The 18,400-nt window shown below is 69.5% G+C and carries 14 protein-coding genes; 10 read left to right on the top strand and 4 right to left on the bottom strand.

Going from position 1 to position 18,400, the window contains the following annotated elements; all coding sequences use genetic code 11:
* The first annotated feature begins 9 nt into the window (after window positions 1–9).
* Both N7L95_RS10585 and N7L95_RS10580 read left to right on the top strand, forming a co-directional pair.
* Window positions 10–1,140, top strand: a complete 1,131-nt coding sequence (locus N7L95_RS10585) for a branched-chain amino acid ABC transporter permease (protein WP_301259788.1) — start codon at window positions 10–12, stop codon at window positions 1,138–1,140.
* A 39-nt stretch (window positions 1,141–1,179) separates the two neighbouring features.
* Window positions 1,180–2,043, top strand: coding sequence for an alpha/beta fold hydrolase (locus N7L95_RS10580; protein WP_301259787.1), 864 nt, complete (start codon window positions 1,180–1,182; stop codon window positions 2,041–2,043).
* Between the two features lie 390 nt (window positions 2,044–2,433).
* On the opposite strand, the gene N7L95_RS10575 is transcribed toward N7L95_RS10580, so the two are convergent.
* Window positions 2,434–3,552 carry an ABC transporter substrate-binding protein gene (locus N7L95_RS10575; RefSeq protein WP_301259786.1) on the bottom strand — a complete coding sequence of 373 codons (1,119 nt, stop codon included), beginning with the start codon at window positions 3,550–3,552 and terminating at the stop codon, window positions 2,434–2,436.
* Window positions 3,553–3,900: 348 nt separating this feature from the next.
* On the opposite strand from N7L95_RS10575, the gene uvrA reads away from it, so the two are divergent.
* From uvrA to N7L95_RS10560, 3 genes are all read left to right on the top strand, one after another.
* Window positions 3,901–9,600: an excinuclease ABC subunit UvrA gene (gene uvrA, locus N7L95_RS10570; protein WP_301259785.1), complete on the top strand. Its 5,700-nt coding sequence runs from the start codon at window positions 3,901–3,903 to the stop codon at window positions 9,598–9,600.
* Window positions 9,601–9,912: 312 nt separating this feature from the next.
* On the top strand, window positions 9,913–10,569 hold the full coding sequence (locus N7L95_RS10565; RefSeq protein WP_301259784.1) for a M949_RS01915 family surface polysaccharide biosynthesis protein: 657 nt from the start codon (window positions 9,913–9,915) through the stop codon (window positions 10,567–10,569).
* 234 nt (window positions 10,570–10,803) lie between these two features.
* Complete coding sequence (locus N7L95_RS10560; protein ID WP_301259783.1) at window positions 10,804–11,109, top strand: hypothetical protein; 306 nt, start codon at window positions 10,804–10,806, stop codon at window positions 11,107–11,109.
* Between the two features lie 649 nt (window positions 11,110–11,758).
* On the opposite strand, the gene N7L95_RS10555 is transcribed toward N7L95_RS10560, so the two are convergent.
* The 3 genes from N7L95_RS10555 to N7L95_RS10545 all read right to left on the bottom strand — a co-directional run bounded on the left by N7L95_RS10555 (window position 11,759) and on the right by N7L95_RS10545 (window position 13,994).
* On the bottom strand, window positions 11,759–12,376 hold the full coding sequence (locus tag N7L95_RS10555) for a YitT family protein (protein WP_301259782.1): 618 nt from the start codon (window positions 12,374–12,376) through the stop codon (window positions 11,759–11,761).
* Window positions 12,377–12,529: 153 nt separating this feature from the next.
* Window positions 12,530–13,306, bottom strand: a complete 777-nt coding sequence (locus N7L95_RS10550; protein ID WP_301259781.1) for a tetratricopeptide repeat protein — start codon at window positions 13,304–13,306, stop codon at window positions 12,530–12,532.
* A gap of 31 nt (window positions 13,307–13,337) precedes the next feature.
* Window positions 13,338–13,994 carry a TetR/AcrR family transcriptional regulator gene (locus tag N7L95_RS10545; protein ID WP_301259780.1) on the bottom strand — a complete coding sequence of 219 codons (657 nt, stop codon included), beginning with the start codon at window positions 13,992–13,994 and terminating at the stop codon, window positions 13,338–13,340.
* 133 nt (window positions 13,995–14,127) lie between these two features.
* Here N7L95_RS10545 and N7L95_RS10540 point away from each other — a divergent pair, with 133 nt between their 5' ends.
* The 5 genes from N7L95_RS10540 (at window position 14,128) to hisG (ending at window position 18,396) form a co-directional block, all read left to right on the top strand.
* Window positions 14,128–15,075: an ABC transporter ATP-binding protein gene (locus N7L95_RS10540; RefSeq protein WP_301259779.1), complete on the top strand. Its 948-nt coding sequence runs from the start codon at window positions 14,128–14,130 to the stop codon at window positions 15,073–15,075.
* Window positions 15,072–15,848, top strand: a complete 777-nt coding sequence (locus N7L95_RS10535) for an ABC transporter permease (protein ID WP_301259778.1) — start codon at window positions 15,072–15,074, stop codon at window positions 15,846–15,848. The genes N7L95_RS10540 and N7L95_RS10535 overlap by 4 nt, the downstream gene beginning before the upstream one ends.
* A 271-nt stretch (window positions 15,849–16,119) precedes the next feature.
* On the top strand, window positions 16,120–16,383 hold the full coding sequence (locus tag N7L95_RS10530) for a BolA family protein (protein WP_301259777.1): 264 nt from the start codon (window positions 16,120–16,122) through the stop codon (window positions 16,381–16,383).
* Window positions 16,384–16,492: 109 nt separating this feature from the next.
* Window positions 16,493–17,758, top strand: coding sequence for a UDP-N-acetylglucosamine 1-carboxyvinyltransferase (murA, locus tag N7L95_RS10525; protein WP_301259776.1), 1,266 nt, complete (start codon window positions 16,493–16,495; stop codon window positions 17,756–17,758).
* Entirely contained in the window at window positions 17,755–18,396 is a 642-nt protein-coding gene (hisG, locus tag N7L95_RS10520) for an ATP phosphoribosyltransferase (RefSeq protein WP_301259775.1), read from the top strand. Before murA ends, hisG begins: the two co-directional genes overlap by 4 nt.
* Window positions 18,397–18,400: the final 4 nt, after the last annotated feature.

The raw sequence follows: 18,400 nt of genomic DNA, 5'->3' as shown, positions 1-18,400 counted from the left end.
GAAGGTCCCATGCTCAAGCAATTGCTGTCTCACGACCTGCCGCGCAGCCGCTGGCTGGCCCTGCTGCTGGTCCTGATCGTCCTGGGCCTGCTGCTGGTGCCGTTTGTGCTGCCGGGCAGCCGGTCGCTCAACGTTGCGGCCAAGATCCTGGTCTTCATCGTGCTGGTGGCCAGCTACGACCTGCTGCTGGGCTACACCGGCATCGTCAGCTTCGCGCACACCATGTTCTTTGGCATCGGCGCCTACGGGGTGGCCATCGCCTCCAGCCGGATGGGGGCCGACTGGCTGGCGCTGGGGACCGGCGCTGGCCTGGCGTTGCTGCTGTCGCTGGTGCTGTCGCTGGTGATCGGGCTGTTCAGCCTGCGCGTGAAGGCGATGTTCTACGCCATGATCACGCTGGCCGTGGCCTCGGCGTTTCAGACCTTTGCCTCCCAGCTGTCGCATTTCACTGGCGGCGAGGACGGCTTGAGCTTCCGGGTGCCGGAATGGCTGACGCCAAGCTTCGAGCCCTTGGCGCAACCGCTGTTCGGTGTCACCGTCGATGGCCGCTTGATCACCTACTACCTGGTGTTCGCTGTCGCCCTGGGCTTGGTGTTGTTGATGCTGCGCATCGTCAATTCGCCTTTCGGACGTGTGCTGCAGGCGATCCGCGAGAACGACTTCCGGGCCGAGGCCATCGGCTATCGGACGGTGGTCTACCGCACCCTGAGCAATGTGCTGTCGGCCTTGTTCGCGACGCTGGCGGGCTGCCTGCTCGCGCTCTGGCTGCGCTACAACGGCCCGGACACCTCGTTGAGTTTCGAGATCATGCTCGACATCCTGCTGATCGTCGTCATCGGCGGCATGGGCACGATCTACGGTGCGGTGGTCGGCAGTGCCCTGTTCGTGCTGGCCCAGAACTACCTGCAGGACCTGATGCGCGCCGCCTCGGGCGCGGTGGAGGGGGTGGGGCTGCTGTCACAGCTCATCTCGCCAGACCGCTGGCTGTTGTGGCTCGGCGTGCTGTTCGTGCTGTGCGTCTACCACTTCCCGTCCGGCATTGTCGGCCGGCTTCGCCAGGCGGCGCGGGCCGCGTCCATGGCGCCTCCCGCCTCGACTCCGACCCCGGTGCAAGCCGCCGAGACTGCACCGGTTCGCTAAGGACCCACTGAACCGCTTCTGCGTGGCAAGGAAGATGTCATGAGCTTTACTTCGCACTACCTGGTCTGCGAAGGTCGAGAGATCCACTACACCGAATGGGGCGCGCGACACCGCGAGACGGTGATTGCCTGGCACGGATTGGCCCGCACCAGCCGGGACATGGACGAGGTGGCCGAGTACCTCTCCTCGCGCTACCGTGTCATCTGTCCGGACACGATCGGTCGGGGCCTGTCGCAATGGAGCCCGGACCCGGTGCGCGAGTACCAACTGTCCTTCTATGTGAAGCTGGCCGCCTCCCTGGTGGACCAGCTGGGCATCGATCGTTTCCATTGGCTGGGCACCTCGATGGGCGGTGCCATTGGCACCCTGGCGGCGGCGACGCTGCTGCGGGGCCGAATTCGGCGCCTGATCCTCAACGACAACGGGCCGCGGCTGGCGGAGGCGGCGATCGCCCGCATCCGGGACTATGCCGGCAACCCGCCGTGTTTTGCCCGCATCACCGAGCTGGAGGAGTTCCTGCGCACCGTCTACAAGCCCTTTGGCTGGTTATCGGAGGCGCAATGGCGGCGCCTGACCGAAACCTCCGCCCGCCGCCTGCCCGGTGGCGGGGTGACGACGCACTACGACCCGGCGATGGCGCTGCAGTTCACCCACCATCCGCGCGACTACGACCTGTGGGAGGCCTACGACAGTCTCGACATCCCGGTGCTGTGCCTGCGCGGTGAGCAATCCGACTTGCTGCTGGCCGAGACGGTGGAAGAAATGCGGCTGCGCGGGCCCTGCGCGGTGGCCGTCACCATTCCCGGCTGCGGCCATGCGCCGGCACTCAACGTGCCTGAGCAGTGGGAGATGGTCGGGCGCTTCTTCTCGGCAGACGAGATGCGCGCCGCTTGCTATGCCTAGACACGGCCCGTGGAGCCTGCAGGCATGAGGCCCACCGGCTATGCGCACCGGCTATGAGGCGCGGGGCGGTGAGCCGGCAGGAAAACGCGGAGGGCAACTGGCGCCGCGAGGCGCAGGAGAAGTGGCGACAGGCCACGACAGGCCACGACAGGCCACGACAGGCCACGACAGGTCACGACAGGGGGCCGTAGACGCGGGCGGGGCCGCTTCGCCTGGCTTGAGCCCGTTCGCCTGGCTTGAGCCGTGGGTCCCTGCGCTCGGGCGGTGTCGCTCGAGCCGCCGACCCTCAGCCTTGCTGCGTCCCGGGCCAGGGTGGGCCGGTGCAGGGCACGGGCGGAGGAGTCGGCTGCGCCGGCCATCGGCGCCGCGCCTGCCCGTCGCCCCGGCGCATCAGCGGCGGAAGCGGCCGCTGTCGTCGATGATGGACAGGTCGGCGTAGTCCAGGCCGGAATGGTCGCCCGGGGTGTAGCTGATCTCCATGCCGCCGAGGTCGAACTTGCGCAGGCTGTGCAGCGCGGTCACGATCTTCTCGCGGGTCGGCGAGGGGCCGGCACGGCGCAGCGCCTCGACCAGCACCTTGGCGGAAGCGAAGCCCTCCATCATGGCCGGCGAGATGTCGCTGCCGCCCTTGCTGCGCACCAGGTCCAGCGCCTCCTTCACGATGGACGCCGAGATCGAGCGCTCATAAGGAAACACCTGGGCCACGATGGTGCCGCGGGCCTGGTCGCCCATGGCCTTCACGAAACCGGCCGAAGCGTTGTTGGACAGCGTGACGATCTGGGCCCGGGAGCCGAGCGCCCGCAGCGCCCGGGTGCCGTCCACGACCGCGGCGCTGGACCCCACGATCAGCAGGGCTTGCGCATTCACGGCATTGGCCTTCTGCGCGATGGGCGCCAATTCGGGCTTGGTGCGGTCGAACTTCTCCACCAGCACCGGTTGCTTGCCGACGCCGGCAAAGCCCTTGAGGGCGCCGTTCATGGCGTCTGCACCGAACGAGTCGTCCACATGCGCGACCGCGATGCGGTCCATGCCGATCAGGCTCAGGTGTCGCACCGCTCGCTCGGCTTCCCGCTGGTAGGTGGCGCGCACGTTGAAGACGAAGGGATGCACCGGCTCGTGCAGCACCACCGCGCCGGTGGACGGGCCCACCAGCGGCACCTTGTGCTCGGTCAGCAGCGGCATCACCGCCTGGGTGTGCGGCGTGCCGCGGGTCAGGAAGAGGGCGACCGCCTTGCGCTCGACGATCAGTTTGCGGGCGTTTTCGGCGGCCAGCGGCGGTTCGAACTTGTCATCCAGCGAGACCAGCTCCACCTTCTGGCCATGGATGCCGCCGCGCTCGTTGACGCTGTCGATGTACAGGCGGGCCCCGTCGGTGGTCTCCTTGACGCCGGCCGACACCGGGCCCGAGAAGCCGGCCGTCTGGCCGATCACGATCTGGGCATGGGCACCGGCCGCAGCCAGCTGACCCAGGACAAGAGCCGCCCAGGCGGCGAGTCGTTTGCAGTTCATGCGGTTTCTCTGTGAAGGCGCCGGACGGCGCCGGCTGAGGGGGGCACGGTGGGCTGCACGACCGGCGCCCGGCTGCGCGGCCGCGGCGAGGCGGGCAGGGCGCAGGCGCGCGCGTTGCCGGTCAACGCTTCACCTTGAAATCAACTGCCTCAGTGTCACCGATTGATTCCAATCTTCAATGTGAAGAATCTCAAGGTTTAGGCGGTTTTTACACAAGAGAAGCGTGGAGTTGATCACCGCACAAGGCGGAAGTTTGTGGACATGCGCAAGCCGGCGGGCACCCGGCCGCCGCTTCCCTAGAATCCTTGGCCACCCGGCCCTGCCACCCCCCGAGAAAGTCCCGCCACCATGACTTCAGGCGTCATTCGCATTCGCGGCGCACGACAACACAACCTCAAGAACCTCGACCTGGACATCCAGACCGGCGAACTGACCGTGGTCACCGGCCCGTCGGGCTCGGGCAAGTCCAGCCTGGTGTTCGACACGCTGTATGCCGAGGGCCAGCGGCGTTATGTCGAGACCTTCAGCGCGTATGCGCGCCAGTTCCTCGACCGCATGGACCGTCCGGCGGTCGACAAGGTGGAGGGCGTGCCGCCGGCCATCGCCATCGACCAGACCAATCCGGTGCGCACCTCGCGCTCCACGGTCGGCACGATGACCGAGCTGAACGACCACCTGAAGCTGCTGTACGCCCGTGCCGCCCAGCTGTTCGACCGGCAGAACGCCAAGCCGGTGCGCGAGGACAACCCGGAGTCGATCTACGCCGAGCTGCTGCTGCGCAGCGCGGCGGCGGCGCCTCGCCTGGTGGTCACCTTCCCGGTGGAGCTGCCAGGCGGCACCACGCCCGAGGAGATCGAGCAATGGCTGTCGGCCAGCGGTTTCACCCGGGTGCAGGCCGAGCGCGAGGTGGCCACCCCCACCGGCCCGCGCAAGGTGCTGGACGTGGTGGCCGACCGCTTCCGCCTGGCCGGCACCGAGAAGGCCCGGGTGGTCGAGGCGCTGGAGGTGGCGCTCAAGCGCGGCAGCGGCCGGGTGAACGTCTATGCCTTGCAGGACGAGGGCGAGCCCGAGGTGTGGCGCTTCTCGGCCGGCCTGCACAGCCCGGACAGCGAGCTGCGCTACAGCGCGCCCAGCCCGGCCATGTTCTCCTTCAACTCGGCATTTGGCGCCTGCGAGACCTGCCGCGGCTTCGGCCGCGTGATCGGGGTCGACTGGGGCCTGGTCATCCCGGACCAGCGCAAGACCCTGCGCTCGGGCGCCATCAAGCCGCTGCAGACGCCGGCATGGAAGGACTCGCAGGACGACCTGCTCAAGTACGCCGGCGAGGCCGGCATTCCGCGCGACACCGCGTGGAACCAGCTCAGCGAGGCCCAGCGCCACTGGGTCATCGAGGGCTCGCCGCACTGGAGCGGCAACTGGAACAAGCAGTGGTACGGCATCCGGCGCTTCTTCGAATACCTGGAGAGCAAGGCCTACAAGATGCACATCCGGGTGCTGCTGTCCAAGTACCGCAGCTACACGCCCTGTGGCGCCTGCGGCGGCGCCAGGCTGAAGCTCGAGTCGCTGCTGTGGCGGCTGGGCTCCAAGGCGGATGCAGATGCCGTGCTGCCGCCCGCGCAGCGCCACCTGCCGGTGGGCGCCGCCTGGTCGCGCGAGCAGCTCGAAAGCCTGCCGGGGCTGAGCCTGCATGACCTGATGATGCTGTCGATCGAGCGGCTGAAGCGCTTCTTCGACAGCCTGAGCCTGCCCAGCTCCATGCTGGACGAGGCGCTCAAGCTGCTGCTCGATGAGATCCGCACCCGCCTGAAGTACCTCTGCGACGTGGGTCTGGGCTACCTCACGCTGGACCGCCAGAGCCGCACCCTGTCGGGCGGCGAGGTGCAGCGCATCAACCTCACCACCGCGCTCGGCACCTCGCTGGTGAACACCCTGTTCGTGCTGGACGAGCCGAGCATCGGCCTGCACCCGCGCGACATGAACCGCATCGTCGAGGCCATGCACCGGCTGCGCGACGCCGGCAACACGCTGGTGGTGGTGGAGCACGACCCGGCCGTGATGCTCAATGCCGACCGGGTGCTCGACATGGGCCCCGGCCCCGGCGAGCGCGGCGGCTCGGTGGTGTTCGACGGCACGCCCGAGGCGCTGCGCCAGGCCGACACCCTGACCGGCGCCTACCTGGGCGCGCGCAAGCGCATCGGCATGGGCATGCGGCGGCTGGTGGACGAGGCCACACCCCGGCTCGCCATCGAGGGCGTGCGGGAGCACAACCTGCGCAACGTCAGCGTCGAGTTCCCGCTGCAGCGGCTGGTGTGCGTCACCGGGGTCAGCGGCTCGGGCAAGTCGACCCTGATGCAGGACGTGCTGTTCCCGGCACTGGCCCGCCATTTCGGCAAGGCCACCGAAAGCCCCGGCGAGCACGACCGCCTGCTCAACGCCGACCGCATCGCCGACGCGGTGTTCGTCGACCAGTCGCCCATCGGCAAGACGGCCCGCTCCAACCCGGCCAGCTATGTCGGCGCCTTCGACGAGATCCGCGTGCTGTTCGCCGCCGCCCCGCTGGCGCAGCAGCGCGGCTACGGCGCGGGCATGTTCAGCTTCAACGCTGGCGACGGGCGCTGCCCGACCTGCGGCGGCTCGGGCTTCGAGCATGTGGAGATGCAGTTCCTGAGCGACGTCTACCTGCGCTGCCCCGACTGCGACGGCAAGCGCTACCGTGCCGAGGTGCTGGAGGTGCGCATCGACCGCGAGGGCCCGCAAGGCTGGCGCAGCCTGAGCGTGTCCGACGTGCTGGAGCTCACGGTGAGCGAAGCCGCCCAGCTCTTCAAGGACGATCGCGATGTGCTGCGCGTGCTGCAGCCGCTGGTGGACGTGGGGCTGGAATACGTCAAGCTGGGCCAGCCGGTGCCGACCCTGTCGGGCGGCGAGGCGCAGCGCCTGAAGCTGGCCGGCTTCCTGGCCGAGGCGGCCAAGAACGCCACCGCCAGCCGGCAGGCGCTCGCCAAGAAGGGCACGCTGTTCCTGTTCGACGAGCCGACCACCGGGCTGCACTTCGACGACATCGCCAAGCTGATGCGGGCCTTCCGCAAGCTGCTGGACGCCGGCCATTCGCTGATCGTGATCGAGCACAACCTGGACGTGATCCGGGCGGCCGACTGGATCGTGGACCTCGGCCCCGAGGGCGGCGAGCAGGGTGGCGAGCTGGTGTGCACCGGCACGCCGGACGATGTGAAGGCGCATGCCACCTCGCACACCGGGCAGGCGCTGCGCGAGTACGAGGCGGCGCTGGGCCTGGAGGCGCCGCGCGCCGAGGAGGGCCGGCCGCTGCAGTCGCTGGTGAAGGCGCGGCGCGCCGCCGGCGCGCGGCAGGCCGGGGAGGAGGCCATCCGCATCGTCAATGCGCGGGAGCACAACCTCAAGTCGATGAACGTGGACATCCCGCGCGGCAAGTTCAGCGTGGTGACCGGGGTGTCGGGCTCCGGCAAGTCGACGCTGGCCTTCGACATCCTGTTCAACGAAGGCCAGCGGCGCTACCTTGAGTCGCTCAATGCCTATGCCCGCAGCATCGTGCAGCCGGCGGGCCGGCCGGAGGTGGATGCGGTCTACGGCATCCCGCCCACGGTGGCCATCGAGCAGCGGCTGTCACGCGGCGGCCGCAAGAGCACGGTGGCCACCACCACCGAGGTCTACCACTTCCTGCGCCTGCTGTACGTGAAGCTCGGCGTGCAGCACTGCGTGCACGACGGCGCCGAGGTGCGGCCGCAGACGCCCGAATCGATCACCGCCCAGCTGCTGCGCGACCACAAGGGCCAGCATGTGGGCATGCTCGCGCCGCTGGTGATCAACCGCAAGGGCCTGTACACCGACCTGGCCAAGTGGGCCAAGGCCCGGGGCCATACGCACCTGCGGGTGGACGGCCACTTCGTGCCGGTGGAACCCTGGCCCAAGCTCGACCGCTTCAAGGAGCACACCATCGAGCTGCCGGTGGGTGACATCGACATCCGGCCCGACAACGAGGCCGAGCTGCGCGCGCTGCTGGCCCGCACGCTGGAGCTGGGCAAGGGCGTGATGCACCTGCTGGCGCCGCTCGACGGCCTGCGTGCCGCGATGCTGGCCGGCACACCGACCGATGGCATCGGCAAGACCAAGGTGTTCTCCACCAAGCGCGCCTGCCCGGTGTGCGGCACCAGCTATCCGGAGCTGGACCCGCGCATGTTCTCCTACAACTCCAAGCACGGCTGGTGCACCGACTGCGTGGGCACCGGCGTGGAGCTGACGCGCGAGCAGCGCAAGGCCTACGACGACACCCAGCGCGAGGACAACAAGGGCCGTGAGCAGACCTTTGCCGAACCCGAGGTGGAAGACGTCACCGACCAGCCCTGCTCCGGCTGCGAGGGCGCGCGGCTCAACCCGGTCTCGCTGGCGGTGCGTTTCCGTGGCGAATCCATCGCCCAGATCGCAGCGCGCGCGGTGGGCGATGCCGCTGCCTGGGTGGCCGGGCTGCAGCTGGACGGGCGGGAAGCCGCCATCGCACGCGACCTCATCGTCGAAATCCGCAGCCGGCTGGAGTTCCTGGGCGAAGTGGGCCTGGGCTACCTGACGCTGGACCGGGCCGCGCCCACGCTCAGCGGTGGCGAGGCCCAGCGCATCCGGCTGGCGGCGCAGCTGGGCTCCAACCTGCAGGGCGTGTGCTATGTGCTGGACGAGCCGACCATCGGCCTGCACCCGCGTGACAACAACATCCTGCTGGACGCGCTGCACAAGCTGGGCGAACAGGGCAACACGCTGGTGGTGGTGGAGCATGACGAGGACACCATCCGGCGGGCCGACCACATCATCGACATCGGCCCCGGTGCCGGCAAGCGCGGCGGGCGGCTGATCGCCCAGGGCACCGCCGAGGAGCTGCGGGCGCATGCCGATTCGCTGACCGGCCGCTTCCTGGCCCGGCCGCTGGTGCACCCGCTGCAGCCGCGGCGAGCGGTGGCCAAGGAGGCGCCGGCGCTGACCGTGCGCGGCGCCCACCTGCACAACCTGCGGCAGGTGGACGTGCGGGTGCCGCTGCAGCGGCTGGTGGCGGTGACGGGGGTGAGCGGGTCCGGCAAGTCCACACTCGCGCGCGACGTGCTGCTGGCCAATGTGCAGGCCATCGTCGCCAACCGCGGCAAGGGCCTGCCGGCCTGGAGCGGCTGCACCGGCATCGAGGGCTGGGAACGGGTGGACCGGGTGCTGGAGGTCGACCAGACCCCCATCGGCAAGACGCCACGCTCCTGCCCGGCCACTTATGTGGGCTTCTGGGACACCATCCGCAAGCTGTTTGCCGAGACGCTGGAGGCCAAGGCGCGCGGCTATGCGCCGGCCCGCTTCTCGTTCAACACCGGCGATGGCCGCTGCCATGCCTGCGAGGGGCAGGGCATGCGCACCATCGAGATGAGTTTCCTGCCCGACGTGAAGGTGCCGTGCGATGTCTGCCATGGGCAGCGCTTCAATGCCGAGACGCTGGCCGTCACCTGGCGCGGCAAGAGCATCGGCGACGTGCTGAACATGGAGGTGGACGAGGCGGTCGAGTTCTTCGCCTCCATGCCCAACATCTCGCATCCGCTGCAGCTGCTGAAGGATGTCGGCCTGGGCTACCTGACGCTGGGACAGCCCTCGCCGACGCTGAGCGGCGGCGAGGCCCAGCGCATCAAGCTCGTCACCGAGCTGAGCAAGGTGCGTGACGACGTGACGCGGCGCGGCCAGAAGGCGCCGCACACGCTCTATGTGCTGGACGAGCCGACGGTGGGCCTGCACATGGCCGATGTCGAGAAGCTGATCCGCGTGCTGCACCGGCTGGTGGATGGCGGCCACAGCGTGGTGGTGATCGAGCACGACCTCGACGTGATCGCCGAGGCCGACTGGATCGTCGACCTGGGCCCGGACGGTGGTGTCAACGGCGGCCGGGTGGTGGTGAGCGGCACGCCCGAAACGGTGGTGGCGGCCGGCAGCCATACCGGCGTGGCCTTGCGGCCGGTGCTCGCGCGGCAGGCCGAGGACGCGACAGTGGGCGGCTGATGGCCAGGGCCGCTCTCCGTCGCGCGGCGGTGCTGGCGGCTGGCCCACCGCCCGCCGCCAATTCGTCATCGGCCAGTGGCGGGCTCGGCGCCAAGGGCCCGCGAGGCCCTGGTCCTTGCCGGGCGCCACCGCCATTTCGACAGCACCGACCCGGTCTGCGGCAACAGCCAGGTGCCGGACGCAATGCCGAAGGCCGGAGCCCAGCCCCGCCCGCAGGAGGAAGGTGCGCATTCCAGCCTGCGGTGTCCTTTCCCCGCGGCAGAGAATGCCCGCGTCCAGAACAACCACAGTGCTCCTGACTCGGGCTGCCGCATGAGCCGCCATCTCCACCCCGCCCTGCTCAGCCTCAGCCTGCTGGTCCTGCTCCCCGGCGATGCCGGCGCGAGGCCGCCGCTGACCGTCGCCCCCCTCAGCCCCGCGGAAGCTGCCGCTGAAGGCATTCCCACCGCGGAAGGCGACGTTCACGGCCTCAAGATCCACGACCGAGCCGGGGAACACCGGCTGGTGCTGACCCGGGTGGCATCCGCCACCACCGCCGGCAGCGTGGACGGCCGCACCGACCTCATCCAGCTCAGGGCCACCAGCTATCGCCGCGCCAAAGGCGGCTGGTCCCCGGAATGGGTCATCCGGGACGAAATCCAGTGCCCGGGGCTCGACATCGCCGCTGCCTTTTTCACCGACCAGCTCACTGTCACCGACCTCGATGGCGACGGCCACTATGAAGCCACCGTGCCGTACCGGCTGTTCTGCGGCGGTGGCGTCGACTCCTCGGTGATCAAGGTGATCCTCCGATCCGGCGAGAAGAAGCTCGCCATCCGGGGCGAATCACGCATCAAGAGTGGCCCCAACGAGTGGTATGGCGGCAGCCACCAGCTGGACAAGGCGCTCGACGCCAAGGAGAACCGCGTCTTCAAGCAGCACTTGCTGAAAGTGTGGCAACGCGTCTATATCGAGCAGCCCGGCGACTGAGCGGCAATGCCCGCCGACGCCCGTAAGTGCGGGCACTGCGCCCGGCGGGCACACCGTCGCCCGTCGCGGTGGCCGCCGGTGGCGCCTCGTCACCCCGCCGCGCGCCGGCGCCTGCCGCCTTGCGCACCCTTTGTCGCCCGGCCTTGCGCGGGCGCAGGAGACAGCCGCCACCATGCGCTACAGTGCCCCTCCGCACCCGCCCACGCCACGCCACATCCCTCGTCGGAGAGCCCCATGATCGTCCGCATCCTCATCGAGCGCATCGGCTCGGCCCTCTACGCCTACCAGGTGAGCGCGGACGCCGCCGAGCTGTTCGCCGACGACGGGCTGGCGTCGGTCGCCGAATGCCTGCGCGCGGCGATCGACGGCTGCGGCGGCACCATTGCCGCGGCCGAGGTCTGGTACGGCGGCATCGTGTCCGGGACCTACCCCCTCGCCACCATCGAGGACAACGCGGAGCAGGTCGCCGAGCATGCGGTCAACACCACCTCCGCCGTTGCCGAGGCCTTGCTGGCGGCCGCTCCGCGCAGCGCCGGCTGAGACGGCCGCCAGCCACCCGGTCGGGCCGCTGGAGGGGCGGGCGCCTGCACCGCCGCACCGTGCAGTGAATCACGGCCGGGCCCGGTGCGGCAGCGGCTGGCACCGGCGCTGAGGGCCGCCGCGAGTCGCGCACGGTACAGTGGGGGCTGCCCACCCGATGGTCCGTGTCCGGGATGTTTTCCTTCGCTGCGATGTACACCTGCCCCCACTGCCGCGGCCGCGGCATCTCCCTCCGGGGCAAGCTGCTTTCCACTCCTGCCGTGGCCGCTGGCTGCCGGCTCTGCCAAGGCAGGAGCTACCGCGCGCCGACGCTGCCCGGGGCCCCGCTGCTGGCCGGCGTGCTCCTGTGTCTCGGGCTGGTCGGCCTGGGGGTGTGGCAGCAGTCGGTGGCCTGGGCCGGCATCGGCCTGCTGATGCTGCCGCTGGGCGTGGCAACGGGCGACGATGCTGCCGCTCGCGCACGGCACCGAGGCGCGGCTCCTGCCGGAGGCTGTTGAGTGGGGGCTCAGCGTGCTCTTGGCGTGGTGGACGCTGCGCTGAGCTTTGCAGGGTCGAGGGACTCGCTCGCCCCGGTGCCCGGGAGCCTCCCGCAACGAGAGTGCCGGCGGGGGCCGCGCGCCGGCCGCCGCCAGCCCGGGCCGGCTGCCCCTCACATCGCCAGGTAGCGTCCCGGCCGGTGATTCACGGCCAGCACTGCGTTCAGGGCCACCGCGCCCAGCAGCGAATACATCACCTGCCGCGGCTCGACCACGGTGAAGGCCATCGCCACGATGCCGCAGTCGATAGCCATCTGCACCTTGCCGGCTCGCCAGCCGCGCGTGTCCTGCAGGTAGAGCGCCAGGATGCCCACACCGCCCAGGCTGGCCCGGTGGCGAAACAGCATCAGGAAGCCGGTGCCCATCAGCAGCCCGCCCAGCACCGCGGCATAGGCCGGCTCGACCGTACCGAAACGCAGCACCAGCGGATGGCACTCGGCGAACACCGACAGCAGCAGCACCGAGGCAAAGGTCTTCACCGTGAAGGGCCGCCCCATGCGGCGCAGCGCAAGCCAGTAGAAGGGCAGGTTGATGACGAAAAACACCTGGCCGAAACCAATGCCGGTGGCGTAGTGCAGCAAGAAGGCCAGCCCGGCCGTGCCGCCTGTCAGCAGCCCGGCATGCTTGAACAGCGCCACCCCCAGCGAGATGAACAGCGTGCCGACCAACAGGGCCTGCACATCCTCGAAAGCGGTATGGGGCTCGGCAGCAAACGGCGGGGAAGCGGACATGTCGATACGGCAGGTGGGCGCGGTCCAGTGTAGGCAGCGGTGCCAAGCGTGGCGTTGATGCTGCTCAAGGCCGCTGCCACCTCCGATGCACCACGCATCGGCACGTCCTTGCGGGCAGGCCTGGGCTGCCAGGCGCCGCCGGCTCCTGCCGCCTCACTCCTCCTCGAGCACCGAGCGCGCGCACTCCACGTCCAGCCGCTCCATGGCGTCCATCGGCTGGCAGGCCGCCGCGGCCTCGTACAGGGCCTGCACCTCGGGCTGCTGGCCGTCGCCGTCCAGCATCGCCAGACCCATCGCATATTCCAGCCGGGCGATCGGCGAGCTCGGGTTCAAGCGCAGCGCGGTGTCGAACATCCGCAGCCCGTCGTCCTTGCTGGCGCCTTGTGTGCGGCCCAGCAACTCGCCGAGCTTGTCGATCACCTCGGCATGGAAGACGCCCAGCGCCACATGGGCGTCGGCATGCCGTGGCGCGAGCGCCAGCGTGCGCTCCAGCGCACGCTTGACCCGCCCGCCCAGTCCCTGCGACAGGGCCTGCGTGATGCTGATGCCCTGTGCATAGCGCCCGAGCGCAAAGGCCTGCCAGAACCAGGCATTGGCCAGCTCCGGGCAGCGGGCCTGCTGGGCCTCGGCCCGCTCCGCCACCTCCAGCAGCAATTCCAGCTTGCGGCGCTCGTTCTCCTCCAGCCGGGCGGCGTAGATGGCCTGCGCCTTGTTCGCCACGGTGGTGCCGGCGTCGCCCGCCGCCAGGCCGGCGGCGGTGGCCTGCTCGAACTGGCCTGCGTGGAAGAGGCACCAGGCCTGCATCACCCGCGGGTCGTCGGGCAGCGGTTCAGCATCGCCGGCATGCAGCCGGCCCCAGTGCCGGGCCAGCGCCTCGGGGTCGTAGCGGTAGTCCGAGGGGTCGTAGGGAAACGGTGTCCAGCGGGTCATCGGCTCACCTCCGTACGGCGCGGGCGCTTCGTCAAGCCTTGCGATAGCCGGCCACCAGGCCCAGCAGGTGCGCCTTCTCGCCGGCCTCGAGGTAGGGCACCAACAGGCTAAGCACATGGTGTGCCCCCCGCGCCAGTGCCGCCGAGGCGCTTTCCGGCTCCAGGGCCTTGCGCGGGTCGCGCACGTACTCGTAGCTCAGCCAATAGGTGAGCACCACCACCATCGCGGTGGCCACTGTCTCCGCTTCCGGCGGATCGATGCAGACCGACTTGTGCCGGCACAGTCCGTCGAGCACCGATTGCACGGCGCGTGCCTTGTTTTTCAGCAAGAACTGGAAGTGGGTCTCCAGCCGGCGGTTCTTGCTCAGCAGGTCGTTCAGGTCGCGGTAGAGGAAGCGGTACTGCCAGATCAGCTCGAACAGCATGTGGAAGAACAGCCAGGCGTCTTCCACGTTCTTGACGTTGTCGGCCGCTGCCAGCAACTCGTCCAGCGCCCGCTCGTAGCGGTCGAACAAGGAGTTGATCAGCTCGTCCTTGGCCGGGTAGTGGTAGTAGAGGTTGCCGGGGCTGATGTTCAGCTCGGCCGAAATCAGCGTGGTCGAGACGTTGGGCTCGCCGAAGCGGTTGAACAAGTCCAGCGTCACTTCCAGGATGCGCTCGGCCGTGCGGCGCGGCTTCTTCTGTTGCATGGCGTCTCCGGTGCCCCGGCCCGCTCCCCCCGTGTCGCCGGTGAGCAGGCAATCTAGCAAAAAGCGGCCGGGGCGCAAACCGCGAAGACCCCGCTGCGGCAGCCACGGCCGCTCCTCCCTACAATGCGCCGCCATGCCAGCCGTCAGCTTCCAGCAGGTTTCCAAGTCCTATGCCGGGCCGCGGGGTGCCCTGCAGGCCCTCAAGGACGTCAGTTTCGACATCGAGCCGGGCGAGTTCTTCGGCCTGCTGGGGCCCAACGGCGCCGGCAAGACCACGCTCATCAGCATCCTGGCCGGCCTGTCGCGTGCCAGCGGCGGGCGCGTGCTCGTCAACGGGCACGACGTGGTGGCCGACTACCCGCAGGCCCGCCGCCAGCTGGGCATCGTGCCGCAGGAGCTGGTCTTCGACCCCTTCTTCAGCGTGCGCGAGGCGCTGCGCATCCAGTCCGGCTATTTCGGCGTCAAGCGCAATGACGACTGGATCGACGAGCTGCTGGCCCACCTCGGCCTGGCTGACAAGGCCGACGCCAACATGCGCCAGCTTTCCGGCGGCATGAAGCGCCGGGTGCTGGTGGCCCAGGCGCTGGTGCATCGCCCGCCGGTCATCGTGCTCGACGAGCCGACCGCCGGCGTCGACGTGGAGCTGCGCCAGACGCTGTGGCAGTTCATTGCCCGGCTGAACCGCGAAGGCCACACCGTGCTGCTGACCACCCACTACCTGGAGGAGGCCGAAGCGCTGTGCCACCGCATCGCGATGCTGAAGGCCGGCCGCATCGTCGCGCTCGACCGCACCTCGGCGCTGCTCAGCGGCACCGCCAGCACCATGCTCAGCTTCAAGCTCGACGGCCCGCTGCCAGCGGCGCTGGCGCAGCAGGCGCGCCACATCGGCCGCATCGTGCAGCTCAAGGCGCATGACGCGCAGGAGGTCGAAAGCCTGCTGGCCACCCTGCGGCAGGCCGGCTGCAAGGTCGAAGACCTGGAAATCGGCCGGGCCGACCTGGAGGACGTGTTCCTCGAAATCATGCAATCCGACCCGCCGCCGCCCGCCGCCGCGCCGGCGGCCGCACGGGAGGCCCGATGAAAGCCGTCACCACCCGCTTCGCCGGTGTGCGCACGCTGCTCTACAAGGAGGTGCTGCGCTTCTGGAAGGTCAGTTTCCAGACCGTGGCCGCGCCGGTCCTCACCGCGGTGCTCTACCTGCTGATCTTCGGCCATGTACTGGAAGATCACGTCAAGGTCTACGACTCGGTCGGCTACACCAGCTTCCTCATCCCGGGCCTGGTGATGATGAGCGTGCTGCAGAACGCCTTCGCCAACAGCTCCTCCTCCCTCATCCAGAGCAAGATCACCGGCAACCTGGTGTTCCTGCTGGTCACGCCGCTGTCGCACTGGGCCTGGTTCACCGCCTATGTGGGCGCCTCGGTGCTGCGCGGCCTCGCGGTCGGCGTGGGCGTTTTCCTGGCGACCGTGTGGTTCGCGCCGCCCAGCTTCGCGCAGCCGGCCTGGATCATCGTTTTCGCGGTGCTGGGGGCCGGCATGCTGGGCTCGCTCGGGCTCATCGCCGGGCTGTGGGCCGAGAAGTTCGACCAGATGGCCGCCTTCCAGAACTTCATCATCATGCCGATGACCTTCCTGTCGGGCGTCTTCTACTCGGTGCATTCGCTGCCGGCGCTGTGGCAGGGCGTGAGCCACCTGAATCCCTTCTTCTACATGATCGACGGCTTCCGCCGCGGCTTCTTCGGCGTCAGCGACGTCTCGCCCTGGCTCAGCCTGGCGGTGGTGGGCAGCAGCTTCCTGGTGGTCTCGGGCCTGGCGCTGCAGCTGCTGCGCTCGGGCTACAAGCTGCGGCACTGAGTGGCGCATGCCCGGTCGCGGGCCGGTCCACGCTTGCAGGTCGGCGGCTGTCCACTCGACGCCCCGCGTGCCGCCGGGCCTCGGCTGGCGCGCCCGGGCCGGGCGGCGCGTGGCATGGACGGCCGTTGGCCGCCGCGGTCCGCGCCAGATGGGACGGGCCGCCTGCAGCGGCCCGCCGGCCGCAACTGCGTCACGGATAGGCGAGCGGTGTCCTTGGCCATCGGTGGCGGCGCCAGCGCAAGCCTGGCGCCTGGGCCATAATGGCGTCCTTATGGCCGATCCCACCCCCCAAGAGGTCCGCGACTACATCGCCCAGGGGCTCCCTTGCGAGCACCTGGCGGTGGAAGGGGATGGCCGTCATTTCTTCGCCACCATCGTCTCGGCCGAGTTCGCCGGCAAGAACCGGGTCGCCCGCCACCAGATCGTCTATCGGGCACTGGGCGATAGAATGCGCGAGCAAATCCACGCCCTGTCGATGAAGACGCTGACCCCCGCCGAGTGGGCTGAGACCTCGGCCAACCACCACCATCATTGATCGGCAACCGCTGCTGCGGCGCGGTTGCGGGCTCTGCGCGTGCGCTCCTGCACCGCGCCAGGGGGCCTGACAACAGCGTGGCGCGGGGCGGTCCACCACCCCCCACACCATGGACCAACTCCTCATTCGCGGTGGCCGCCGGCTTCACGGTGAAGTCACGATTTCCGGCGCCAAGAACGCTGCCCTGCCCGAACTCTGTGCCGCGCTGCTGAGCGCCGAGCCGGTCACGCTGCGCAACGTGCCGCGGCTGCAGGACGTCAACACCACCCTCAAGCTGCTGCGCAACATGGGCGTCGCCGCCGAGCGCTCCGAGGCACGGCCCGATGAGGTGGTGCTGGACGCCGGCCGCCTCGCCAACCCGGAAGCGCCCTACGACCTGGTGAAGACCATGCGGGCCTCCATCCTGGTGCTCGGGCCGCTGCTGGCCCGCTTCGGCCGGGCCACCGTGTCCCTGCCCGGCGGCTGCGCCATCGGCTCGCGGCCGGTGGACCAGCACATCAAGGGCCTGCAGGCCATGGGCGCCGACATCAAGGTGGAGCACGGCTACATCGTGGCCACCGCCAAGCGGCTCAAGGGCGCCCGCATCACCACCGACATGGTCACCGTCACCGGCACCGAGAACCTGCTGATGGCCGCCACGCTGGCCGAAGGCGAGACCGTGCTGGAAAACGCCGCCCAGGAGCCCGAGATCCCCGACCTCGCCGAGATGCTGATCGCCATGGGCGCGAAGATCGAAGGCCTCGGCACGAGCAAGATCCGCATCCAGGGCGTCGACTCGCTGCGCGGCTGCAGCCACGACATCATCCCCGACCGCATCGAGTGCGGCACCTTCCTGTGCGCGGTGGCCGCGGCCGGCGGCGAGGTGGTGCTGCGCCATGCCCGCGCCAGCCACCTGGACGCGGTGATCGAGAAGCTGCGCGAGGCCGGCGTGAGCATCGAGGCCGGCGAGGACCACATCCGGGTGAAGGGCGACGGCCGTGTGAAGGCGGTGTCCTTCCGCACCAGCGAGTACCCGGCCTTCCCGACCGACATGCAAGCCCAGTTCATGGCGCTCAACTGCGTGGCCGACGGTGCCGCCAAGATCACCGAGACGATCTTCGAGAACCGCTTCATGCACGTCAACGAGCTGGTGCGCCTGGGCGCCCGCATCGAGGTGGACGGCCACACCGCGGTGGTGCAGGGCGTCGAGAAGCTGTCCGGCGCCACCGTGATGGCGACCGACCTGCGGGCTTCGGCCAGCCTGGTCATCGCCGGCCTGGTGGCCGAGGGCCAGACGGTGGTGGACCGCATCTACCACCTCGACCGAGGCTACGACCAGATGGAAGCCAAGCTGCGCGGCATCGGCGCGGACATCGAGCGAGTGAAGGCGTCATGATCACGCTGGCGCTGTCCAAGGGACGCATCTTCGAAGAGACCCTGCCGCTGCTGAAGGCTGCCGGCATCGAGGTGACCGAAGACCCCGAGAAGTCCCGCAAGCTCATCCTGCCCACCAACCGCGACGATGTGCGGGTGGTGCTGGTGCGCGCCACCGACGTGCCCACCTATGTGCAGTACGGCGGCGCCGACCTCGGCGTGGCCGGCCGCGACGTGCTGCTGGAGCACGGCGGCCAGGGCCTGTACCAGCCGCTGGACCTGCGCATCGCCCGCTGCCGCATGAGCGTGGCCGCGCGTGCCGACTTCGACTACGCCGCCGCCGTGCGGCAGGGCTCGCGGCTGCGGGTGGCCACCAAGTACACGACCGTGGCGCGCCAGCACTTCGCCGACAAGGGCGTGCACGTCGACCTCATCAAGCTCTACGGTTCCATGGAGCTGGCGCCGCTGACCGGCCTGGCCGACGCCATCGTTGACCTGGTCTCCACCGGCAGCACGCTCAAGGCCAACCACCTGGTCGAGGTGGAGCAGATCATGGAGATCTCCTCCCGCCTCGTCGTCAACCAGGCCGCGCTCAAGCTCAAGCGCGAGCCCATCCGTCGACTCATCGACGTCTTCTCCAACGCCATCGTGCAGGGGTGAACCA

It is taken from the genome of Eleftheria terrae, from assembly GCF_030419005.1.
Lineage (GTDB): Bacteria > Pseudomonadota > Gammaproteobacteria > Burkholderiales > Burkholderiaceae_C > Caldimonas > Caldimonas terrae.
This window is presented reverse-complemented; position numbering and strand designations above follow the sequence as displayed.

Excerpts from the sequence above, each read along its gene's own strand:
- N7L95_RS10585 (WP_301259788.1), top strand. The coding sequence starts at position 10 with ATGCTCAAGCAATTGCTGTCTCACGACCTGCCGCGCAGCCGCTGGCTG.
- N7L95_RS10580 (WP_301259787.1), top strand. The coding sequence starts at position 1,180 with ATGAGCTTTACTTCGCACTACCTGGTCTGCGAAGGTCGAGAGATCCAC.
- N7L95_RS10575 (WP_301259786.1), bottom strand. The coding sequence starts at position 3,552 with ATGAACTGCAAACGACTCGCCGCCTGGGCGGCTCTTGTCCTGGGTCAG.
- uvrA (WP_301259785.1), top strand. The coding sequence starts at position 3,901 with ATGACTTCAGGCGTCATTCGCATTCGCGGCGCACGACAACACAACCTC.
- N7L95_RS10565 (WP_301259784.1), top strand. The coding sequence starts at position 9,913 with ATGAGCCGCCATCTCCACCCCGCCCTGCTCAGCCTCAGCCTGCTGGTC.
- N7L95_RS10560 (WP_301259783.1), top strand. The coding sequence starts at position 10,804 with ATGATCGTCCGCATCCTCATCGAGCGCATCGGCTCGGCCCTCTACGCC.
- N7L95_RS10555 (WP_301259782.1), bottom strand. The coding sequence starts at position 12,376 with ATGTCCGCTTCCCCGCCGTTTGCTGCCGAGCCCCATACCGCTTTCGAG.
- N7L95_RS10550 (WP_301259781.1), bottom strand. The coding sequence starts at position 13,306 with ATGACCCGCTGGACACCGTTTCCCTACGACCCCTCGGACTACCGCTAC.
- N7L95_RS10545 (WP_301259780.1), bottom strand. The coding sequence starts at position 13,994 with ATGCAACAGAAGAAGCCGCGCCGCACGGCCGAGCGCATCCTGGAAGTG.
- N7L95_RS10540 (WP_301259779.1), top strand. The coding sequence starts at position 14,128 with ATGCCAGCCGTCAGCTTCCAGCAGGTTTCCAAGTCCTATGCCGGGCCG.
- N7L95_RS10535 (WP_301259778.1), top strand. The coding sequence starts at position 15,072 with ATGAAAGCCGTCACCACCCGCTTCGCCGGTGTGCGCACGCTGCTCTAC.
- N7L95_RS10530 (WP_301259777.1), top strand. The coding sequence starts at position 16,120 with ATGGCCGATCCCACCCCCCAAGAGGTCCGCGACTACATCGCCCAGGGG.
- murA (WP_301259776.1), top strand. The coding sequence starts at position 16,493 with ATGGACCAACTCCTCATTCGCGGTGGCCGCCGGCTTCACGGTGAAGTC.
- hisG (WP_301259775.1), top strand. The coding sequence starts at position 17,755 with ATGATCACGCTGGCGCTGTCCAAGGGACGCATCTTCGAAGAGACCCTG.